Source organism: Bacillus sp. FSL E2-0195 (assembly GCF_038003645.1).
GTDB lineage: Bacteria > Bacillota > Bacilli > Bacillales > Bacillaceae_G > Bacillus_A > Bacillus_A mycoides.
In genome coordinates, this window is the sequence record NZ_JBBOPN010000001.1 from 799,046 (window position 1) to 817,529 (window position 18,484).

The 18,484-nt window shown below is 35.6% G+C and carries 20 protein-coding genes; 11 read left to right on the top strand and 9 right to left on the bottom strand.

Features of this window, described 5'->3' with window-relative positions; all coding sequences use genetic code 11:
• The first annotated feature begins 74 nt into the window (after nucleotides 1–74).
• The gene (locus MHH59_RS04095; protein ID WP_215560906.1) at nucleotides 75–998 is read left to right on the top strand and encodes a HEAT repeat domain-containing protein; all 924 of its coding nucleotides are present in this window, start codon (nucleotides 75–77) and stop codon (nucleotides 996–998) included.
• Between the two features lie 54 nt (nucleotides 999–1,052).
• On the opposite strand, the gene entC is transcribed toward MHH59_RS04095, so the two are convergent.
• The 4 genes from entC to MHH59_RS04115 all read right to left on the bottom strand — a co-directional run bounded on the left by entC (nucleotide 1,053) and on the right by MHH59_RS04115 (nucleotide 6,172).
• Nucleotides 1,053–2,501: a cell wall-binding protein EntC gene (entC, locus tag MHH59_RS04100; RefSeq protein WP_340850847.1), complete on the bottom strand. Its 1,449-nt coding sequence runs from the start codon at nucleotides 2,499–2,501 to the stop codon at nucleotides 1,053–1,055.
• Between the two features lie 718 nt (nucleotides 2,502–3,219).
• Nucleotides 3,220–4,371, bottom strand: coding sequence for an ABC transporter permease (locus MHH59_RS04105; RefSeq protein WP_002029935.1), 1,152 nt, complete (start codon nucleotides 4,369–4,371; stop codon nucleotides 3,220–3,222).
• 26 nt (nucleotides 4,372–4,397) lie between these two features.
• Nucleotides 4,398–5,072, bottom strand: coding sequence for an ABC transporter ATP-binding protein (locus MHH59_RS04110; RefSeq protein WP_002087431.1), 675 nt, complete (start codon nucleotides 5,070–5,072; stop codon nucleotides 4,398–4,400).
• Nucleotides 5,069–6,172: an efflux RND transporter periplasmic adaptor subunit gene (locus tag MHH59_RS04115; protein WP_002186682.1), complete on the bottom strand. Its 1,104-nt coding sequence runs from the start codon at nucleotides 6,170–6,172 to the stop codon at nucleotides 5,069–5,071. The genes MHH59_RS04110 and MHH59_RS04115 overlap by 4 nt, the downstream gene beginning before the upstream one ends.
• Before the next feature lie 211 nt (nucleotides 6,173–6,383).
• On the opposite strand from MHH59_RS04115, the gene MHH59_RS04120 reads away from it, so the two are divergent.
• The 3 genes from MHH59_RS04120 (at nucleotide 6,384) to MHH59_RS04130 (ending at nucleotide 9,082) form a co-directional block, all read left to right on the top strand.
• Entirely contained in the window at nucleotides 6,384–7,118 is a 735-nt protein-coding gene (locus MHH59_RS04120; RefSeq protein WP_002186681.1) for a YwaF family protein, read from the top strand.
• Between the two features lie 91 nt (nucleotides 7,119–7,209).
• On the top strand, nucleotides 7,210–8,076 hold the full coding sequence (locus tag MHH59_RS04125; protein WP_340850849.1) for an ABC transporter permease subunit: 867 nt from the start codon (nucleotides 7,210–7,212) through the stop codon (nucleotides 8,074–8,076).
• A gap of 1 nt (nucleotide 8,077) precedes the next feature.
• Complete coding sequence (locus tag MHH59_RS04130; protein WP_050000849.1) at nucleotides 8,078–9,082, top strand: ABC transporter permease; 1,005 nt, start codon at nucleotides 8,078–8,080, stop codon at nucleotides 9,080–9,082.
• A 43-nt stretch (nucleotides 9,083–9,125) separates the two neighbouring features.
• Here the strand turns inward: MHH59_RS04130 and brnQ2 are convergent, their stop codons facing one another.
• The 4 genes from brnQ2 to MHH59_RS04150 all read right to left on the bottom strand — a co-directional run bounded on the left by brnQ2 (nucleotide 9,126) and on the right by MHH59_RS04150 (nucleotide 11,732).
• Entirely contained in the window at nucleotides 9,126–10,442 is a 1,317-nt protein-coding gene (gene brnQ2 / locus MHH59_RS04135) for a branched-chain amino acid transport system II carrier protein BrnQ2 (protein ID WP_340850851.1), read from the bottom strand.
• 220 nt (nucleotides 10,443–10,662) lie between these two features.
• On the bottom strand, nucleotides 10,663–11,232 hold the full coding sequence (cotJC, locus tag MHH59_RS04140; RefSeq protein WP_002010774.1) for a spore coat protein CotJC: 570 nt from the start codon (nucleotides 11,230–11,232) through the stop codon (nucleotides 10,663–10,665).
• A 12-nt stretch (nucleotides 11,233–11,244) separates the two neighbouring features.
• On the bottom strand, nucleotides 11,245–11,508 hold the full coding sequence (locus tag MHH59_RS04145) for a spore coat protein CotJB (protein ID WP_000194952.1): 264 nt from the start codon (nucleotides 11,506–11,508) through the stop codon (nucleotides 11,245–11,247).
• An 8-nt stretch (nucleotides 11,509–11,516) separates the two neighbouring features.
• Nucleotides 11,517–11,732: a spore coat associated protein CotJA gene (locus MHH59_RS04150; RefSeq protein ID WP_000357172.1), complete on the bottom strand. Its 216-nt coding sequence runs from the start codon at nucleotides 11,730–11,732 to the stop codon at nucleotides 11,517–11,519.
• A gap of 109 nt (nucleotides 11,733–11,841) precedes the next feature.
• Between MHH59_RS04150 and MHH59_RS04155 the strand changes: the two genes are divergently transcribed.
• From MHH59_RS04155 to MHH59_RS04180, 6 genes are all read left to right on the top strand, one after another.
• Nucleotides 11,842–12,207 carry a VOC family protein gene (locus tag MHH59_RS04155; RefSeq protein ID WP_000398543.1) on the top strand — a complete coding sequence of 122 codons (366 nt, stop codon included), beginning with the start codon at nucleotides 11,842–11,844 and terminating at the stop codon, nucleotides 12,205–12,207.
• A 20-nt stretch (nucleotides 12,208–12,227) separates the two neighbouring features.
• The gene (locus MHH59_RS04160; protein ID WP_340850852.1) at nucleotides 12,228–13,007 is read left to right on the top strand and encodes a DUF2935 domain-containing protein; all 780 of its coding nucleotides are present in this window, start codon (nucleotides 12,228–12,230) and stop codon (nucleotides 13,005–13,007) included.
• Nucleotides 13,008–13,320: 313 nt separating this feature from the next.
• A complete protein-coding gene (locus MHH59_RS04165) occupies nucleotides 13,321–13,602 on the top strand; it encodes a YkvA family protein (protein WP_340850853.1) in 282 nt (93 codons plus the stop codon).
• Between the two features lie 11 nt (nucleotides 13,603–13,613).
• Entirely contained in the window at nucleotides 13,614–14,219 is a 606-nt protein-coding gene (locus MHH59_RS04170) for a DedA family protein (protein ID WP_000435001.1), read from the top strand.
• A gap of 185 nt (nucleotides 14,220–14,404) precedes the next feature.
• Nucleotides 14,405–14,773, top strand: a complete 369-nt coding sequence (locus MHH59_RS04175) for a DUF3992 domain-containing protein (RefSeq protein WP_078178217.1) — start codon at nucleotides 14,405–14,407, stop codon at nucleotides 14,771–14,773.
• 20 nt (nucleotides 14,774–14,793) lie between these two features.
• The gene (locus MHH59_RS04180) at nucleotides 14,794–15,138 is read left to right on the top strand and encodes a DUF3992 domain-containing protein (protein WP_002125443.1); all 345 of its coding nucleotides are present in this window, start codon (nucleotides 14,794–14,796) and stop codon (nucleotides 15,136–15,138) included.
• Between the two features lie 59 nt (nucleotides 15,139–15,197).
• Here the strand turns inward: MHH59_RS04180 and MHH59_RS04185 are convergent, their stop codons facing one another.
• Complete coding sequence (locus MHH59_RS04185; RefSeq protein ID WP_340850854.1) at nucleotides 15,198–15,623, bottom strand: S-Ena type endospore appendage; 426 nt, start codon at nucleotides 15,621–15,623, stop codon at nucleotides 15,198–15,200.
• 353 nt (nucleotides 15,624–15,976) lie between these two features.
• Here MHH59_RS04185 and MHH59_RS04190 point away from each other — a divergent pair, with 353 nt between their 5' ends.
• Complete coding sequence (locus tag MHH59_RS04190) at nucleotides 15,977–18,439, top strand: FN3 and LamG domain-containing metallophosphoesterase family protein (RefSeq protein ID WP_340850855.1); 2,463 nt, start codon at nucleotides 15,977–15,979, stop codon at nucleotides 18,437–18,439.
• Nucleotides 18,440–18,484 lie beyond the last annotated feature (45 nt).

Below are 18,484 nucleotides of genomic sequence, written 5' to 3' on the forward strand. Positions count from 1 at the left end.
TTTTCTGTTGAAATAGTAGTCTATCGTATATAGAATTCAAAGGGATAGATTTAACTTGGACGGGGGAGAAGGAGATGGAAGAGTATATAGATGATTTATTAAGGCGGATGGCGGATGAAGAAGCAGGTATTCGACAATGTGCGTATGAAGAAGCGAGGCAGTTAAATGATGTATCGCTTTTTTCTTGTTTCCAAGAGAAAGTAATGGAAGCACGAAAAGTATATATAAAAACAAATCTTTATTTTTTAATTACACGACTTGCAATAAATACTAAAGAGATGTATATTGCAGATTATTTGATAGATCGGTTAGAAAGTGAAGAAAGCAGGATGGTGTTAGATAGCATGCTCATAGATTTAAGTAAATTATCTGAAGCAAGCAATGCACATAAAATTATTCCTTACATATATCATAAAAATAGTGGAGTTCGTTATTCTGCTGTCATCGCTTTAAAGTTGTGTAAATCGTTGGAAGCAGAAGATGCTTTATTGAAGTTACTTACAGTGGAAGAGAATCGAGATGATATTGTAAATATATGTGCCACTTTATATGAGATTGGAACAAAGCGATCAATCTTACCTTTAACAAAGCTTTTACATTGCGATAGTGCTTATGTTCGTTCAACTGTTATTGAGGTTTTAGCGAAAATAGGGGGAGCGGACTTACAAATAGTTTATATTGAAGCTTTAAAGGATAGAAATGTTATGGTGAAATACGAAGCTGTTCGAGCTATTTATGCATATGGAGATGAAATGGCGATTCAACCAATTAGCGAACGTGTAACTAAAGTTGTTTCTAGAAGACGTAAAAATGAAGTAGAGCCTACTGATGAATCAGAGATCGTCATTGCTCTTCGTTTCTTACATAAGTTTGCTACTCATGAAGAAGTTTTAAAGACGTTTGATAAAGTATATAAAAAACGAGGAAACTTGTTTTTGTCAGAGAGAAAATGGATTCGGGATAATATTAGTTACCTTCAAGAGAAAGAAAGAGTGTAAGAATCATAAAAAAAGAGTTAGCCTCAATAATGAGACTAACTCTTTTTTTAATAATTAGTTTAAAATTTTCACTGTAACTGTTTTACGTCCCCAGTTACTTGATGTACCTTTATCTGGCATTAAAACATCGATTTTATTTCCTTTAATAGCTCCACCAGTATCACCAGCGATTGCTACTCCGTAACCTTCAACCCATACTTTTGAACCTAATGGAATGACACTTGGATCAACTGCAATTAGTTTCATGTTTGGATTAGCTGTTAAGTTATGACCCATAGCTGATTTTACTTGGTCTCCTGCTTTGTAACCATTTTCAAGTGGATCCGCTGTGTAAGCTGTTGCTTGAACTCTTAATTCACGAGAAGAAGATGGTGCACTTGTTTCAGTTTCTTTTGCAACAGGTTGTTGTGTAGCTGGTTTTTGAGCTTTAGCCGCTTCACGAGCTTTAGCTGCCTCTTGAGCCTTAGCTGCTTCACGAGCTTCAGCTGCCTCCCCGGCTTTAGCCGCTTCACGAGCTTCAGCTGCTTCCTCGGCTTTAGCCGCTTCACGAGCCTTAGCTGCTTCTTGAGCTTTAGCCGCTTCACGAGCTTTAGCTGCCTCTTGAGCCTTAGCTTCTGCTTGAGCTTCAGCTTCTGCCTGAGCTTTAGCTGCTTCACGAGCTTTAGCTGCTTCTTGAGCTTTAGCTTCTGCTTGAGCTTCTGCTTGAGCTTTAGCTGCTTCAGTTGCTTCTTGAGCTTTAGCTGCTTCACGAGCTTTAGCCGCTTCTTGAGCCTTAGCTTCTGCTTGAGTTTCAGCTGCTTCACGAGCTTTAGTTGCTTCTTGAGCCTTAGCTTTTGCTTGAGTTTCAGCTACTTCCCCGGCTTTAACTGCTTCACGAACTTTAGCTGTATCTTGAACGTTAGTTACTTTTTCAGCTTTAACTACTGGCTGAACTTTAACTGGTGCTTTTCCTGTTAAGTAAGGAATGTGTACATAAGCTGTTTGGCCGTTATATTCAAATTGGATCCAATCATTTTGTACTTGGTGTGTTGTTTCGATTACATCATCTTTTTTCAATTTACCAAGAATCGCTGAATCTGTATTTGCTCCAGCACGTACGTTTAATACGTTTGCTGTTACGTAGTAAGTATCTTTTGTGTAGTCAGCGCTTATGAAAGCCTCTTTACCACTATTTAATTTAACTTTTGACCATCCGTTTTCTGTATGTAAAACGTTAACTTTATATCCATCTAATAACTTTCCGACAACTTGTGATTCAGTAGTTGGGTTTTCTCGTACATTTAGTACATCAGTCGTTACGATTGTTTCTGCTTTAGCAGATGTTGTGAAAATCCCAAGACCAAAAACCGCTGCTGTTGCTATACCCATAAATTTTTTCATAATAGCCTCCATTGCATTTGTTTTCGTTGACCTCATTATAGCAACCATTATTTTCTTATTTGCGGAAAACACAAAACTACAAAGCATTCGTAACGAGGCATTAATATTCTGTAATAATTCCATTAATATCCTGATAGCGTTTCCTTTGCGTTTTTGAGGGGATTAGAACATACGATTCATAAAATCAACACTTTTTTAATTACTAATAGATTAATAATGTATCAGTAGTGTTGCTTGAATGTTTCTGTAACGTTACAAAAAAGGGGTATTTAACTATTTGAATCGTAATGTAGTTATGAAAATATAATCTTCTTGTGTGTGAAGTCGTATATATAGGGGGGATTTTAATGAAATAGAGATATAATTGTTACAAAATAAGTTGTAGTATGGAAAAAATTACGCCTTGAATTTGTTCTTTTACATATTATTTTTGCAATAATAGGATTGTAGGATAGTGGTAATGCGAAATGAAAGTTGCAAGGATAAAAAGATAATCGCAACATGAAACATATATAATAGAAGAAACATGATTTAAAGGGATGATATCGTTATGAGTTGGTTCGCGAGTTGCAGTAGAATTATCCCGCTATTGGCGGGCAGTAAAACCCTCACCTCAAAATTCGGCTGAAGCAAAGAAGTTAGGTGGGAGATTAACTGCCCGTAAAAGCCCGATTGGTGAAGGCTAATAATCAGTGGGGGGTGAACAAAACCCCCACTGATTATAGTTTCACTTTATATAATAGAAGTTAGAGGTTCTTATTTTTGTCAAAACGTCGATGAAATTACATTTGCCTTCAACAAAATAAAAAACGTAGGAGTGTAAACTCCTACGTTTTTTTATTTACTCATATCGTAAACATTCAATTGGATCAAGTTTAGCAGCTTTGTTTGCTGGTAGTAAACCGAATGCAATACCGATTAGCATTGAGATACCTACTGAAAGAAGTCCAAGTTCTTTTGAGATAACGAGTGGCCATCCGGCAAAGATTGAGACGATCCAAGCGAAGAAAATACCAAGCATGAATCCGATGAAACCACCGAGTCCTGTTAAAATACAAGATTCAATTAAGAATTGTGTTAATACTTTACCGCGCGTTGCACCAAGTGCTTTACGAATACCGATCTCACGTGTACGTTCTGTTACAGATACAAGCATGATGTTCATTACACCGATACCACCAACAAGTAAGGAGATAGCGGCAATGCCACCGAATACCATTTTCATCATACCGATGGATTCGTCTAATTGCTTCGTAAATTCACCTAAGTCCTGTGCTTCGAATTTGTGCTCGAATTTAGGAGCTTTCATGTCGTTTAAAACAGAAACAGCTTGTTTTTCTACACTTTTACGTTCTGTTGGAGAGGTCATTGTTAATTTTACAGAGTCATACTCATTTACTCCTGAAATGACAGGCGCGTTTTCAAGAGATGTATAACCTTCAGGCATAGCCATTCCAAATTCGTTTTTCGTTTCGTATACACCGACTATTTTATACGGCTTTCCTTTTACATCTGTGTATAAATTTGATTCCCAACCACTAAATAATTTGTTGAAAGCTTCTTCATTTAATATAACAGCAGGAATTGCTTGGTTTAATTCGCTGTCGTTTAATTCACGACCGTGAACTAATTTTATTTTCGAATCTGTCATAAAGGCGCCTGTTCCACCTTTTAAATCAAGAGAGACATCTTTTGAACCAGAAGATGCTTTTACTTTCATACTTACATCTGGATAAACATCTTTAACGCCTGGTACAGTTTGAAGACGTTTTAGCATATCAGGTGTGATTTTGGCACTATCAGTTCCATAATCAGGGTTGTTGTAGTAAATCGTTACTTCCGTATCTTTTCCTTGGCCTAACTCTTTTTTAAACTTTGCATTTGTACCATCACCCATTGAAATGATAGTAATAATGGCGCTAATACCGATAATAATACCTAGCATTGTTAATATAGAACGCATTTTATGAGCAAAGATAGAGGAAAGGGCCATGCGTATATTTTCACTCGTGTTCAAAATTAACCTCTCCAATCTTGGACGATATTTCCGTCACGAATTACAATTTGACGTGCTGCCGCTTCCCCAATTTCACGATCGTGGGTAATCATAATGATTGTTGAGCCTTGTTTGTTTAATTCGTAAAAGAGATCCATAATTTGTGTACTTGTTTTCGTATCAAGTGCACCCGTCGGTTCATCTGCTAAGAGAAATTTCGGGTTATTTACGATTGCACGTGCGACTGCGACACGCTGCTTTTGTCCACCTGACAATTCATTTGGTAAGTGAGTAGCACGATCAGCTAAACTGACTTTTGTTAAAGCTGCTAATGAGCGCTCACGTCTTTCTTTTTTATCGACTCCAGCGTAAATAAGAGGTAGTTCTACATTTTGAAGTGCTGTAAGTCTCGGTAATAACATAAAGTTTTGGAATATGAATCCGATCTCTTTATTACGAACATGTGCAAGTTCTGTTTCAGACATGTTTGAAATGTTTTGACCAGCTAGTTCGTACGCACCTGTCGTTGGTTTATCTAAGCAACCGATAATGTTCATTAATGTTGATTTACCAGAACCAGATGGTCCCATAATAGAAGTGAATTCTCCTTGGTTTAGTGTTACATCAATTCCGTGTAATATTTGAACGGACTCTGCACCATTTTGGAAAGATTTCGTGATGCCTTTTAAGTTAATCATTGAGTGACAACCTCCATACCGTCTTTTAAGTCTTTTTCAGGTTTAGAGATAATTTCCTCTCCTTTTTTCACTCCAGAAACTTTTGCTTCGCTATCTGTCTCAAATTCAACAGTAACTGCTTGTTCTTTCGCTTTACCGTCTTTTACAACGAAGACAACATTTTTGTCACCTTTTTTCACAATGCTGCTTTTCGGAACAATCGTACCAGTTGCTTCGCCAGATTTACTTGTTACGTAAACATGGAAGCCGTTTTGTAATTCTTCACTATTATCTAATGTGACAGTGAATTGATAATTAGAAACAGTTTTATTTTCGTCCATGCTCTTTAATGGTGTAGAACCGATTTCTGTTACTTTTCCTGTCCAAGTCTTACCAGCGACAGTTTTTGATGAAACAGTTACTTCTTGCCCAACTTTCATACTAGCAAGTTCATATTCAGAAAGTTGACCTTTTACTTTAAATTGACCAGCGTGACGAAGTGTAATGCCACTCATACCTGTTTTTTCATCAGCAGTTTTTACGATATCATCAATTACACCGTCGGCTGGACTTGTTACAGAAAGTGTGTTTACTTTCTCTTTTGCTACTTTAATCATTTCATCAGCTTTTTCTACTTCAAACTTCTTCATTTCAAGTTGTGATTCTAATTGCCCAACTTCAATTTCTGATGCTTTTAATGCTTCAGCGGGAAGGCCTGCATTTTTATCTTTTTGTAATTTTTGTTTCGCTGCATCAATTTGTTTTTGGAACAATGTTACTTCTTTTTGTGCGATTTTCTTTTGCATTTCTGCTTCTGTTACACCTTGTTTAGCAGTAGGGTCATTATATTTGAATAGAAGCTGACCTTTTTTCACTTCATCACCTTTTTTAACAGCTAATTCATACGTACCTTTTGTTGGATCGAATGAAATTGTTTCAATACCATTTGGAATAACTTCGCCGCCAAATTTTTGTGCATTTTCAATTTGTTTTTCCGTAATTTTATAACCGCTATATGCCATTGCTACTTCTGAACTACCGCCAGCAAATGCAAAATATGATCCAGCTGCAATTCCGATCGCTACTACACTAGTAATTAACACTTTATTTTTCTTCTTCATCTATTTATCACCTTTTCGTTCGTTTTAGTATCTAAATTAAGTATAAAAGAGGTGAAGAATCTGACAAATCGTTTTAGCTTACAATAACCTTACAGTTTTGTAAGGTATGAATATCTAAATGTAAGGTAGAGGTTGTCCTAGTTTAAGCAAATGAATTGACTCGTTGTTTCTTTCTAACAATAATATTGTATGAAGGAGAGGAGGAAGGAAGATGGAAGCTTATTTTAGTGCGCATCCATTAAAACCATTTATTCCGTACTCGAGGCAACATGTCATTATATTATTTATTATGTTGGTGGGGATATTTTTTCTGTATCAATACCAAGATTTATTGCGTCAAAGTGAGTGGAATATAACGGTTCGATATGCGATTGCATTTCTATTTATAGGAAGTGAGATTGGACTTCATATGTGGGAATGGGAAGTGGGTATTTTTGAGCTAGGCACTTCATTACCATTTGAGTTATGTACGATAAGTTTGTTGTTAGCGTCGATTATGATTGTAACGAAAAGTTATCGAATATATGAGATTGTGTTTTTTACAGGGATTATCGGTGCATCGCAAGCCATTTTAACACCGAACGTGCAATATGCTTTTCCGCATTTTCGCTTTATAGAATTCTTTATCGCACATATATTGCTCATTTGGGCACCACTCTTTATGACATGGGTGGAAGGATATCGTCCGACATTACAATCTATTAAGCGTACGATGGTATTTTTAAATATATTGATTCCAATTGTTTCGTTTGTGAATTACAAAACAGGCGGTAATTATATGTTTTTAGCTCGTAAGCCAGAAACTGCTTCATTACTCGATATGTTAGGGCCGCATCCTTACTATATTATTTCATTAGAAATTGCAGCGCTTATGGGATGTTTTATTTTGTATATGCCGTTTGCGAAAAGAGAAGGGCATGCGCATAAAGAATCACTAGGATCATAACCTAGTGATTTTTTCGTTTTATAAATATTTACAATTCAGAAAATTAAGAATAAAATTAGAGGGTAAATTATATATAGAGAGAAGGGAAAACGTGGTCAAAAAAGTTTTTCTGAATGGGATGGAAGTGACGATTCAATTTATTATTTCGATTTTGGGTATTATTTGTTTAGGGGCACTGCCGAAATTATTTTATGGGTTTGAGCTGAATGCATCAAAGTACATAAAGAGTTTAAAAGAAGTGTTTGTGAACTTAATGGATATCTCCAATTTGCAATATGTGAGAGATAAATTTTTATTCCCACAGTTGTTCATCCATTATAAAGAAACGATTGTTATTTTTTTAGCTGCTTTTTTTATTTCATTATTTGTAGCATTTTGTATTGTTTATGTGATTATGAGTAGTTCACCGCGTATACAACATCGAATTAAATCATTTCTCATCTTCCTAGAATCCATCCCAGACATTCTTCTTATTTTAGGCTCACAAATTTTAGTTATATGGTTTTTTAAACAAACAGGTTTTTTACCTTTTCAAATCGCGTCAATCGGAGGCGAGTCGATTAGAGGATTGCCAATATTTTGTTTGACTATACCGACTACGATTATGTTTGTAAAAATGTTAGTGCTTCGTTTTGAAAATGAGCTAGAAAAAGATTATGTACTATTTGCTAAGGCGAAAGGGCTGAATCGCTTTCATATTTTAAATCGTCATATTTTACGAAATGTGTTACTTAGTACACTTTTCTTTGCGAAAACGAATATCTTTTTTATGTTATCCAATTTATATATTATAGAATGGATTTTTAATACGGGTGGTATTTTTATGTTTTTGAAATCTTATGAGGGTATTAGGGTTGAGGTTTTCATCGTTAGTGTACTGCTTATTTATATTCCGATTTTTATTTTATTCAAATTGTTTCATTATCTCATTCCAGCTGCGATGAAGGAGAGATTATAATATGTGGACGTATATAAAACGCGATAAAAGATTTTGGATAAGCATAGGGTTTCTTCTCATATTAGTTCTTTTGAGCATCGGAAATACGATATGGAATGGTGGGCACATTAGACAAGTTACACTGCAATATGACGCGGCTGGAAATCCAGAAGTACCACCGTTTTCACCTTCATTACAATTTTTACTCGGGACAGACCGGAAAGGATATGACCTGTTACATTTAGTCATTGAAGGCGCGAAGTGGACGATTGGTATATCTATTTTAATTGCGGCACTTAGAATGGTAATAGGTGTATTTTTTGGTGTTGTACTCGGAACGTACATAAAAAGAGGGTTTTCAAAAATCGAAGCATTTTTTGATAGTTTTACAGTTATTCCAACAGTTATGATTGCGTATTTCTTTCTCCAATCTGTGAATACCTTTGGAAGTGGAGAGGAAACAATAACTTTTTTTGAAAGGGCTTCGTTTCAAGTTGTATTACTTGTAATGCTTGTGATGCCAGTTATTGCACTGTATGTTGCGAAGGAAGTTCGTAAATTGAGAACCGAAGAATTCATTGAGGCTGCGTGTATATTAGGTGGATCAAAAAGACACATTGTTATAAAGCATCTTTTTCCGCATCTCTATATGACGTTTATACTTGTATTTCTTCAGCAATTTACGCAGACTCTTACTATTTTACTCCACTTAGGGTTACTGGAAGTATTCTTTGGCGGAACTGTTAAGTTTTTAGGACCGGTAGAAGAAATAGACTCTTACACACATGAATGGTCAGGTTTAATTGGAGTTTATTTTAGATCATTAACAGTTAATCCGTGGATTCCTCTCGTTCCAATTACATTTTTCGGACTTACTATCTTTTCAGGAAATATGATTGTAAAAAGTATAGAAGAGGCGATGATGAAAGTAAGGTTAGGCGGAGTGAGAAAGAAGACAGATGTAGAAAAGGAACAACCTGCTGTGCAGTCAAAAGAAGAGCTGTTTACGTTTAAGCATACGATTTGAAAATAAAGAAGAAGCAAGCATAATCAATGCTTGCTTCTTTTCTTTATTTTGTAGAAACTTCACCTTCAGCTTCTGTTTGCGGAATAAAGTATCCGATTATAACACCAATTATTGCCGGAACAATCCAGCCGATTCCTAAGTTATAAAAAGGAATGGTGTGTACGATATTCGCGATAAAGTTTGGAATCATTCCCACATTATCAAGTGCATGAATACAGCTAATAATGAATGCTGCAATCATCGCTCCGATATAGACAGAAGGTTTACGTTTCGTATATTTATCGATAAATGATACGAAAATTAAAATGATTGTAATTGGGTACAAAATGATTAATACGGGTAATGTAATTTTGATTAATAAACTTAATCCTAAGTTTGAAATAACGAAGCTAAAGATACAAACGTATAGTACAAGCTTCTTATATGAAACATTTGTTAGTACTGTTGTGAAATAGTTGGCGAATGCACTTACAACACCGATTGCAGTCGTTAAACAAGCAAAGATAATTGCGATACTTAATAAAACATTACCGCTTGTCCCAAAGAATTGATACATAACAGTTGCTAATAGCTGACCGCCATTTTCGAATTGTCCTAAATTTCCGTTTGAAGCGCCAATATAACCGAGTAAGAAGTAAACAATTGTTAAGAAAAGAGCCGCAATGCTTCCGCAAATAATTGTATATTTCGCAATGGATTTCTTATCTTGTATCCCGTTTTGACGAATTGCATTTACAACAATCGTTGATAATACGAGTGCTCCGATTGCATCTAATGTTAAAAAGCCTTCAAGAAATCCTTTGAAAAATGGAATTTCTTTATAGTCACCAACAGGTTCTGCAAATGATCCTGGTGAAAGAATCGCTTTTGTTGCCATAATTGCAATAATTCCAAGCAAAATTGGCGTTAATATTTTTCCGATATGATCTACTAATTTGGATGGATTTAACGATAAGAAGTAGACGACTATAAAGAAAATCGCACTAAAAACTAACATAGAGTACCATTGATCTGGGAAAAGTGGTGCAATCCCAATTTCATAAGATACAGTTCCAGTTCGTGGAATAACAAATAGTGGGCCGATGGAAAGATAAATAATGATAGCGAATACTGCTGCGAATTTTGGGTGAACACGGCTCGCTAAAGTATTAAAACTACCACCAGCAAGGGCAACAGCGACGATAGCTAGTAAAGATAAACCGACATCTGTAATAATAAATCCTGTAATGGAAACCCACATATTTTCTCCGGAAGAAAGACCGAGAAGAGGCGGGAAAATCATATTACCAGCACCGAAGAAAACTGCGAATAGTAATAAACTAATCGAAAGTATTTGCGCTGGTTTTAAAGTTGTACGCATATAAAGAAAAGCCTCCTAATGAGCGTTTTTTTGTCGAAAATTCAAATAATTTGTCGATTGACTGTTATTATTTTAAAGGTCTGATGACTAGAAAGCAAGAGGGAATTTTAAAAATATTTTAAAATAATGCGTAAAATTGAATAAATATACTATTTATATGTTAATGCAGGAAGAATTTCACTTATAACGTAAAAAAACACATATCGCTAGGATATGTGTATTAAAAATAAATTTGCCTATCACGTTCTTCTTTTAAAATTTCTACAGCCTCTCGGAAACGTTGAGAATGGACAATTTCTCGTTCGCGTAAAAAGCGTAAGCTATCATTTATATCGGGATCGTCTGATAAATCAATTAGCCATTGATAAGTCGCTCGTGCTTTTTCTTCAGCTGCAATATCCTCGTATAAATCTGCGATAGGATCTCCTTTCGCTTGAATGTAAGTGGCAGTAAAAGGAACACCACCTGCATTATGGTAAAACAAGGCGCTATCATGATTCGCATAATGCGCGTCTAATCCGGCAGCTTTCATTTGTTCAGGTGTTGCATCTTTTGTTAATTTATAAATCATTGTAGCAATCATTTCTAAATGTGCGAACTCTTCTGTACCAATATCGGTTAGTAAGCCAACGACTTTATCAGGAATTGTATAACGTTGATTTAAGTAGCGAAGAGCAGCGGCTAATTCACCGTCCGCACCACCGTACTGTTCAACTAATAATTTTGCGAGTGCTGGATTACAAGTACTCACTTTAACAGGATATTGTAATTTTTTTTCATAAATCCACATAGTTTCTCTCCTTTATATTTGCCATGGCCACGGTCCTTTGCTCCATTCCCATGGGGCGTTAGAATAACTGTTTCCAAACTGCTGAAGTGGTCCGTATCTTTCTTCAATTTTTTGTTTTAATACTCTTCGTTTATAAGAAAAATCGTTGAATTGATTTATAGCTGCAGTATCGTCGGGATGCGTATCTAAATAGAGAGTAAGTTCAACTAATACAAAGTCTAATTCTTGCAGTTCTTCAATCCATTTGTAATATTCATCAGGCAATGTTTGTGTCACGTTTTTATTCACCTTCCTTTTTTGTAAGGATTTTCATAATAATCATAAAAAGCAGGCCATAAAGTCCCTTTTCTTAAAGCTTCTTTTGGTGTGAATTGGGGTAAATTAGTTGGTTGAAAACCCATATATAAGTGCGGGGGAGTTGAGTAATATTTCTTTCCAATTGGAGGACAAGGATCGTTTGGACCATGATAAGGTATGTAGGATTTCATGAATTTATCCATGTTACAACCCTCCTTTATAAATGAAATATCCATTATTATGTATTGTATTCGTACATAATTGTCATTTATGACTCATATAAAAAACTAATAGAGACAGGGGGAGTTGAGGATGGAAGGCATTACAACATGTATCGTATTAGAATCAAAAAATTTAAAGGAAACATTGTATTTTTATGAAGGGATTTTAGGCTTTAAACCAAGCAAGGAGAGACCTCAACTACATGTAACAGGTGTTTGGTATGACGTTGGTTTAACGAGAATTTGTTTTGTAGTAAATCGGAATTTACGAGGGCGAGAGAAGGTTGCTAATTCTTCGTGTGAATTAATAACCTTTTCAATTTCTGATATGGAAAAAGTAAAGAGAAAATTACAGTTTTACAAAATATCTTTTGCGGAAGAACAGCATGCGGATGGGGTGGTAATTACTCTTTATGATCCAGATTGCTATAAGCTTCAAATTTCATCAGAGGCATGAGTAACCATAGGGGGGATAGCGTGGATAGAATGTATGAAGAAAGCGCACTGTTTGAACATAAATTTTGGCTCAAAGTTCTCGGGGATCATGCTCAGTTTTTACTAGATGCTTTAGCTCCACAGGAGAAAGAAGATATACAGAAAGCCACCTATTTTGTAGAAAAATTCACGAACTTTTTAAATGAAATTCATTCTGTAAATTTTATTGCATTTTCAAAAGATGCAGAACAAGCTGCAGAGGAGATTCGAGCATTTAAATTAAATATTATACAAAAGCAATTGGAAGGTAAAATTGTGATTCATTTTACTCCGACTTTTATTAATCATATGGTAAATGAAGTGGAGGAATATATAACAGTATTAGAATACTTAGGGAGGGGAGAAGTCCCGCCCGTTTTTCATGAACTACACTATCATCTCGCGTGGTTAACGGATGCAGCAGGGCATGCTGGTTCTATTTCAGGCGGATTAGATGTTGTGGAAAAAGGATTGAAGGAGAAAAGTGATTTGTTTGCTAAACATTTTGAACAATTTTATTTAAAAGCAGTTGAAATGACAGGTTATTTACGGGCAGAACTGAAACATTTTCCAGCTTTGAAGAAGTTTACAAAAGACGTTTCACTAGAGCTAAAGTTATTCTCGCATTTCCTTCGAGAAGTAGAAGAATTAGAGTTGTCTGAGCAAATATTAAGTTCATTATCAGCCAGGATGGCGGATCATATGGCGAGGGAGGAGTGTTACTATTTATTGAAGTTAGCACAATCCTCAGGGTTAGAGATACCGAAATGTAATCCGCTTTAAAAATAGATTGTAGGGAAGATCAAGCAGACAAATTTTAACAGTGATAGAAGTATGTGAACAGGTTTCATTATGAAAAAAATATTGACAAGCCCCTCCAAATATCTTAATGTGATTGTATAAAATTGTGTATCTAAAGGGGAGTAACTTATTACAGTAAAGTCGTCATTACAGGGAGAAACCCTCGGCTTTATTGGCAACGTTTCGTTGTTAGTGAGACCTTTACCAGCAATGGTAAAGGCCCCTTATTGTCTTTTTTAGGACCCTTACCATATTTGGTAGGGTCCTTTTTGTATACAAAGAGAGGAGCTAGAAAATGAAAAAACTTTTTAGTAGATTAAGAGTTGTATTCCATGTCCGCCGTTTTGTTCCATTCCTATTTGACTTTTTTACTTCAAAAGAGGTTTCAATAAAGAAGAAAATTTTATCTATTGCTTTTTTAGTTGGTTATGTAGCGATGCCGCTCGATTTAATTCCAGACTTCCTACCGTTTATTGGTATTTTAGATGATGTTGGAATTGTGTTATTTATTTTGAATCGAATTGTAAAGATGGCGCCAGTGCAATTACAAGAAAAGCATAACGTAAACGTAGGATAGGAGTTGAAAATATGGAGCAAATTATTTTAGATATAATCGAGTTTTTAAAGCAGTTTTCTTATTTTGGAGTTGTGTTAGCATTAACGTTTGAATTTATTCCAGCAGAAGTAGTTTTGCCCATGGTTGGGTATTGGGTATATGAGGGAGATATGAATTTTTGGCTAGCTGTATTAGCAGGGACACTTGGCGGAACTACAGGACCGTTAACGTTATATGCACTCGGTTATTACGGTGGTCGCCCTCTATTAATAAAATACGGGAAATACTTCTTTATTAAAGAAGAACAAATTCAAAAAGCAGATGATTTCTTTGCGAAGTATGGTCCAGTTGTGGCATTTGTTGGACGCTTCGTACCAGGAGTTCGAACACTTATTTCTGTACCGTGTGGTATGGCAAAAATGAACATATGGAAATTTAGCATATATACATTTGTAGCAATGTTCCCGTTAACGACTTTGTATATTTATTTTGGAATGAAATTAGGTCCGCATTGGGAAAAAGCGGCGGGCGTTGTTGGACAATATATGTTACCGATATTAGGAGGCGTTCTTCTTATCGTGGCTAGTATCTTTATCTATAAATTTATGAAAAAACGAAACAAAACTGAATCTATTTAGTTTATTTCGCATTAACGGGCAGTAAGATTCCCACCTCAAAACTTAGCTGTAAAGCAAAGTATTGAGGTGGGAGTTTTACTTTAAATTATGATGTGCTTATTTTTGGAAATAGATGAATAGTACAGGCAAAAGACTCTGAAGGACATACACATATAGAGAATATAAAAGAGAGAGGGGAAACAACTATGTCTTGTGAGTGCTCAGGGTCAGCATTAACTTGCTGTCCAGATAAAAATTATGTACAAGATAAAGTGTGTAGTCCGTGGTCTGCTACTGTAGTTGCAACAGCAATTGATAATGTTCTTTATACAAATAATATTAACCAAAATGTAGTTGGTACTGGTTTTGTTAAATATGATGTTGGTCCAGGTCCAATTACTGTAGAAGCGCTTGATTCTGCTGGGGCTACAATTGATACACAAACATTAAACCCAGGAACGAGTATTGCTTTTACGTATCGCCGCTTTGATAGTATACAAGTTGTGTTACCTGCAACACCTGCTGGAACGTATCAGGGAGAATTTTGTATTACGACACGCTATTCACTTTCGTAGAAGAATAGGAGAGGGTTGAAATGGGAATGAGAAGTTCCAGTTTGTCTTGTTGTTCTAATAAAACGCTTGTGCAAGATCAAGTATGTGCAGACTGGTCAATTACAGGTGCGGGTACTCAAATTGTCTATACGAATAATCTTACACAAGAAATATACGGTTCAGGTTATGTAAAATATGATACAGGTGCAAATCCGATTACAGTGGATTTTTTAGTAGGTGCTACAGTAGTCGATACGATTACTGTACAACCGCAAAGTAGTGGTACTTTCACAGTGAGGCACTTTACTACTGTTCGAATTACAACGACAGGAACAACTGTTAATCAAGGCGAGTTTTGTATTACAGTACGTTATCCAATTTCATAAAAAAAGCATACCGTAAATGGTATGCTTTTTTAAATTGAGGAAGTAATAAAATTGGTATTCTATAAGCAACATGTAAATTGGCAACAGTACTTGCCTTCTAAATATAGTGAAGGATTATTTTGTATATTAATAATACTAACGGATTTTAAATCTTTACCTGTGTAAGATATTGTATTACCAGGAAATACAGTGAAAATATTGGTTACTGCTCCAATGATTTGAATTGTAATTGCTTCAGTGCTGCTAGTACTATTGTAAACCGAGACAGTACCTGATATAAGCAGTATCCCATCACTTTGCCACAGTATCATTGATTGTAGTGCATCTTTGGTAGAGGGAATGGTGTTGTTAGTTATGAGGAAATTCCCTGCAAATTCATTTGTTACTCGCTCACAACTTGAATTTGGAGGAGGGGGCGGTGGACAAGGGTCTGGACAAATGATAGATAAAGGAGCGAAACAGCCAATATTTTTTTTGTTCTTCAATACAACCCCTCCTTTTTAAGTTGTCTTTTACTACTATTAAATGTAGAAGCATGGCCGATGTGTTAAGAAAAGAAGAAAATTTTTAAAATTAAGATTGTCTAATAGGCTTACAGCTTAACTTATCATTAATGTTATAGAAAAGATTATATGTGAATAGACATGGGAAAAGAATGATCAGACTCTTTTAGACAAAAGGTGGTTGTATACAATAGTACGAGTAATGTTGGACTTAACACTTAATTAACTGTATATTTACAAAAATCTAATAAAATTCATTTGTTATTTAAACGATATTAATATGTTTAAGATAAAATAGCCCTTGTAATGAATCAATTATTATGAGGAGGATTCACGTGGAAAGAACTGCTTTACGAAAAGTAAAAGGTCTTATTGGATTATTAATGGTGTTTGTATTGGCATTTGTATCATTACCGTGGAGTACGTCGGTTAAAGCGGAAGAGAAAAAGCAAGAAAAGGCACCAAGTGAGAAGAAAATCGTTTTCCCAGTTGTAAGTGATGTGCATATTAAAGATAGTGGAACAGATGATACGTTCCGCTGGAAAAGAGCGATTGAGCAATTTAATACGCTTGCACCAAAGCAAGATGCGTTTGTCATTGTAGGTGATTTTACTGATTCGGGTTCAGTAAAGCAATATGATCGTTTCATGCAAGTGTATAACGAAAATGCAAATAAAGATGCGGTACGAATGAATTCTCTAGGTAATCATGATTATTGGAACGGCTTATCTGTAGAGGGAGCACAGAAGCGTTTCTTAGAAAAGACAGGAATGGAATCGGTTTATTATCATAAGGTGGTAAAAGGGTATCATTTCCTTGTTATGTCTCCAGAGGATGGGACAACACATGGCTATTATTCGGACAAGCAAATTAATTGGTTAAAAGAAGAAATGGCAAAGGCACAAAAAGATGATCCAGAAAAACCGATTTTTGTGTTTTTACATCAACATATTAAAGATACAGTGTACGGTAGCCAAGAATGGGGAACGAAAGATAGTGCGAAAATTAATGCGGTATTAAAAGAATACCCACAAGTAATTACGTTTTCAGGTCATTCACATTATCCGTTAGATGATCCAAGATCGATTCATCAAAAAGATTTTACGTCTGTTGGAACATCTTCTGTAAGCTATATGGAAGTTGAAGGCGGTAAAGTACAAGGGAATATCCCGCCAGGAGCTAGTACATTAAGCCAAGGTTTATTGGTAGAGGTAGATGACAAAGAGGTAACAATTAATCGCCGTGATTTCCATACAAACTCTTGGACAGGTGAGCCTTGGAAAATTAAATTACCAACGAAAAAAGAAGGATTCAACTATGGAGAAGATCGTGATAAAGAAAAGCCATACTTTGCGAAGGATGCAAAGCTTGCTGTATCAAATGTAACGGAAAATGCGGCAACAGTAACATTCCCGCAAGCATTGGACAACCTTCTTGTTCATTCTTATCGCTTGCAAGCAAAGGATAAACAAACAGGTGAGATTAAAAATAAGCTATTAGCATTCTCAGAGTTTTATCGAGATCCAGTGCCGAAAGAACTGACATTTACACTTGCAGGACTAGATGGCGGGAAAACATATACACTTGAAGTTGTTGCGATTGATTCATTTGGCAATGAAAGTGTACAACCATTAACGGCAGAAATTACTACGAAAAAAGATAATATTGACCCGAATGTGAAAGTACCAAAGGCAGATGTTTTTGATGTAAACTTTGCAGATGGTACATTTAAAGACAGTTCATCATTTGGTACAAAAGGTGATGTTAAGGGCAATGTGACTATTGAATATGATAAAGCATTGAAAAAGAATGTTATGAAGTTAAACGGAAAAGCAAATACATTTGGATACCTTCCATTTTCAGCAGCACAAAAAGAAAAAGTAGCAAATTCATTTACGTTAGAAACTGTATTTTCAATGAATGAAATTCGTGGACAAGGTATTTTGCAAAATACAGAGAGCGGTGGAATTGGTTTTGAGTCTACAGGAAGTGGCTATGTAGAATTATGGGCTCATATTGGTGGAAGCTATAAACGTGTGGGTGTTCAATTAGAAGCAAACAAAACGTATCATTTAACAGGAACATATAACGGCAGTGAAGTAGCAATTTATGTAGATGGTAAAAAAGTAAATAGTCAGCCGGCTCAAGGGAAAGTATATCACCCGAACGTACCATTCGCACTTGGTGCAGATCCTGATAGCAACGGAAATGGCGGTATTCCGTTAAATGGACAAATTGCATTAGCAAAATTATATAGTAAAGCATTAAGTTCTTCAGAAGTAGTAGCGGCATATAACGAGTTTTCTACTCGTACAAAATTAGAGCAAGTAAATACGTTATATGAAGAAATCGGAAAAGTGAAAGAAGTATTGGCAGGTACTTATGAATTTGGTGAAAAGCCAGGTCAGTATTCACAAGCAGCTTTTAACGAATTACAAAGAAGCTATGACAATGCAAAGAAAGTGTTTGAGAATATAGCGAGTACAGGAGAACAAATTGTTCAAACGTATAGTGAATTAAAAACAGCAAACCAAACATTTGTCCAATCAAAGGTAGCAGAAGAACAGCCAAAAACACCGAAAGAAAAATTACAAGTGAATATTGAATCTGCAAAAGCTTTAGTAAAGAAAGCGCAAGATGGAAATGTAACAGACGGTTCTGTTAAATCATTAAGTCAAAAAATCACAGTTGCGGAAGCTGTGTTAAAAGATAAAAATGTAAAAGATGAGTATGTGGAATCAATGAATCGTACGCTAAAGCACGCTATTTCACTTGTTGAAAAAAGCATCAACAAATAAGGTATAAGAAAAAGAAGCTTATCATGATAGGCTTTTTTTTTGTTA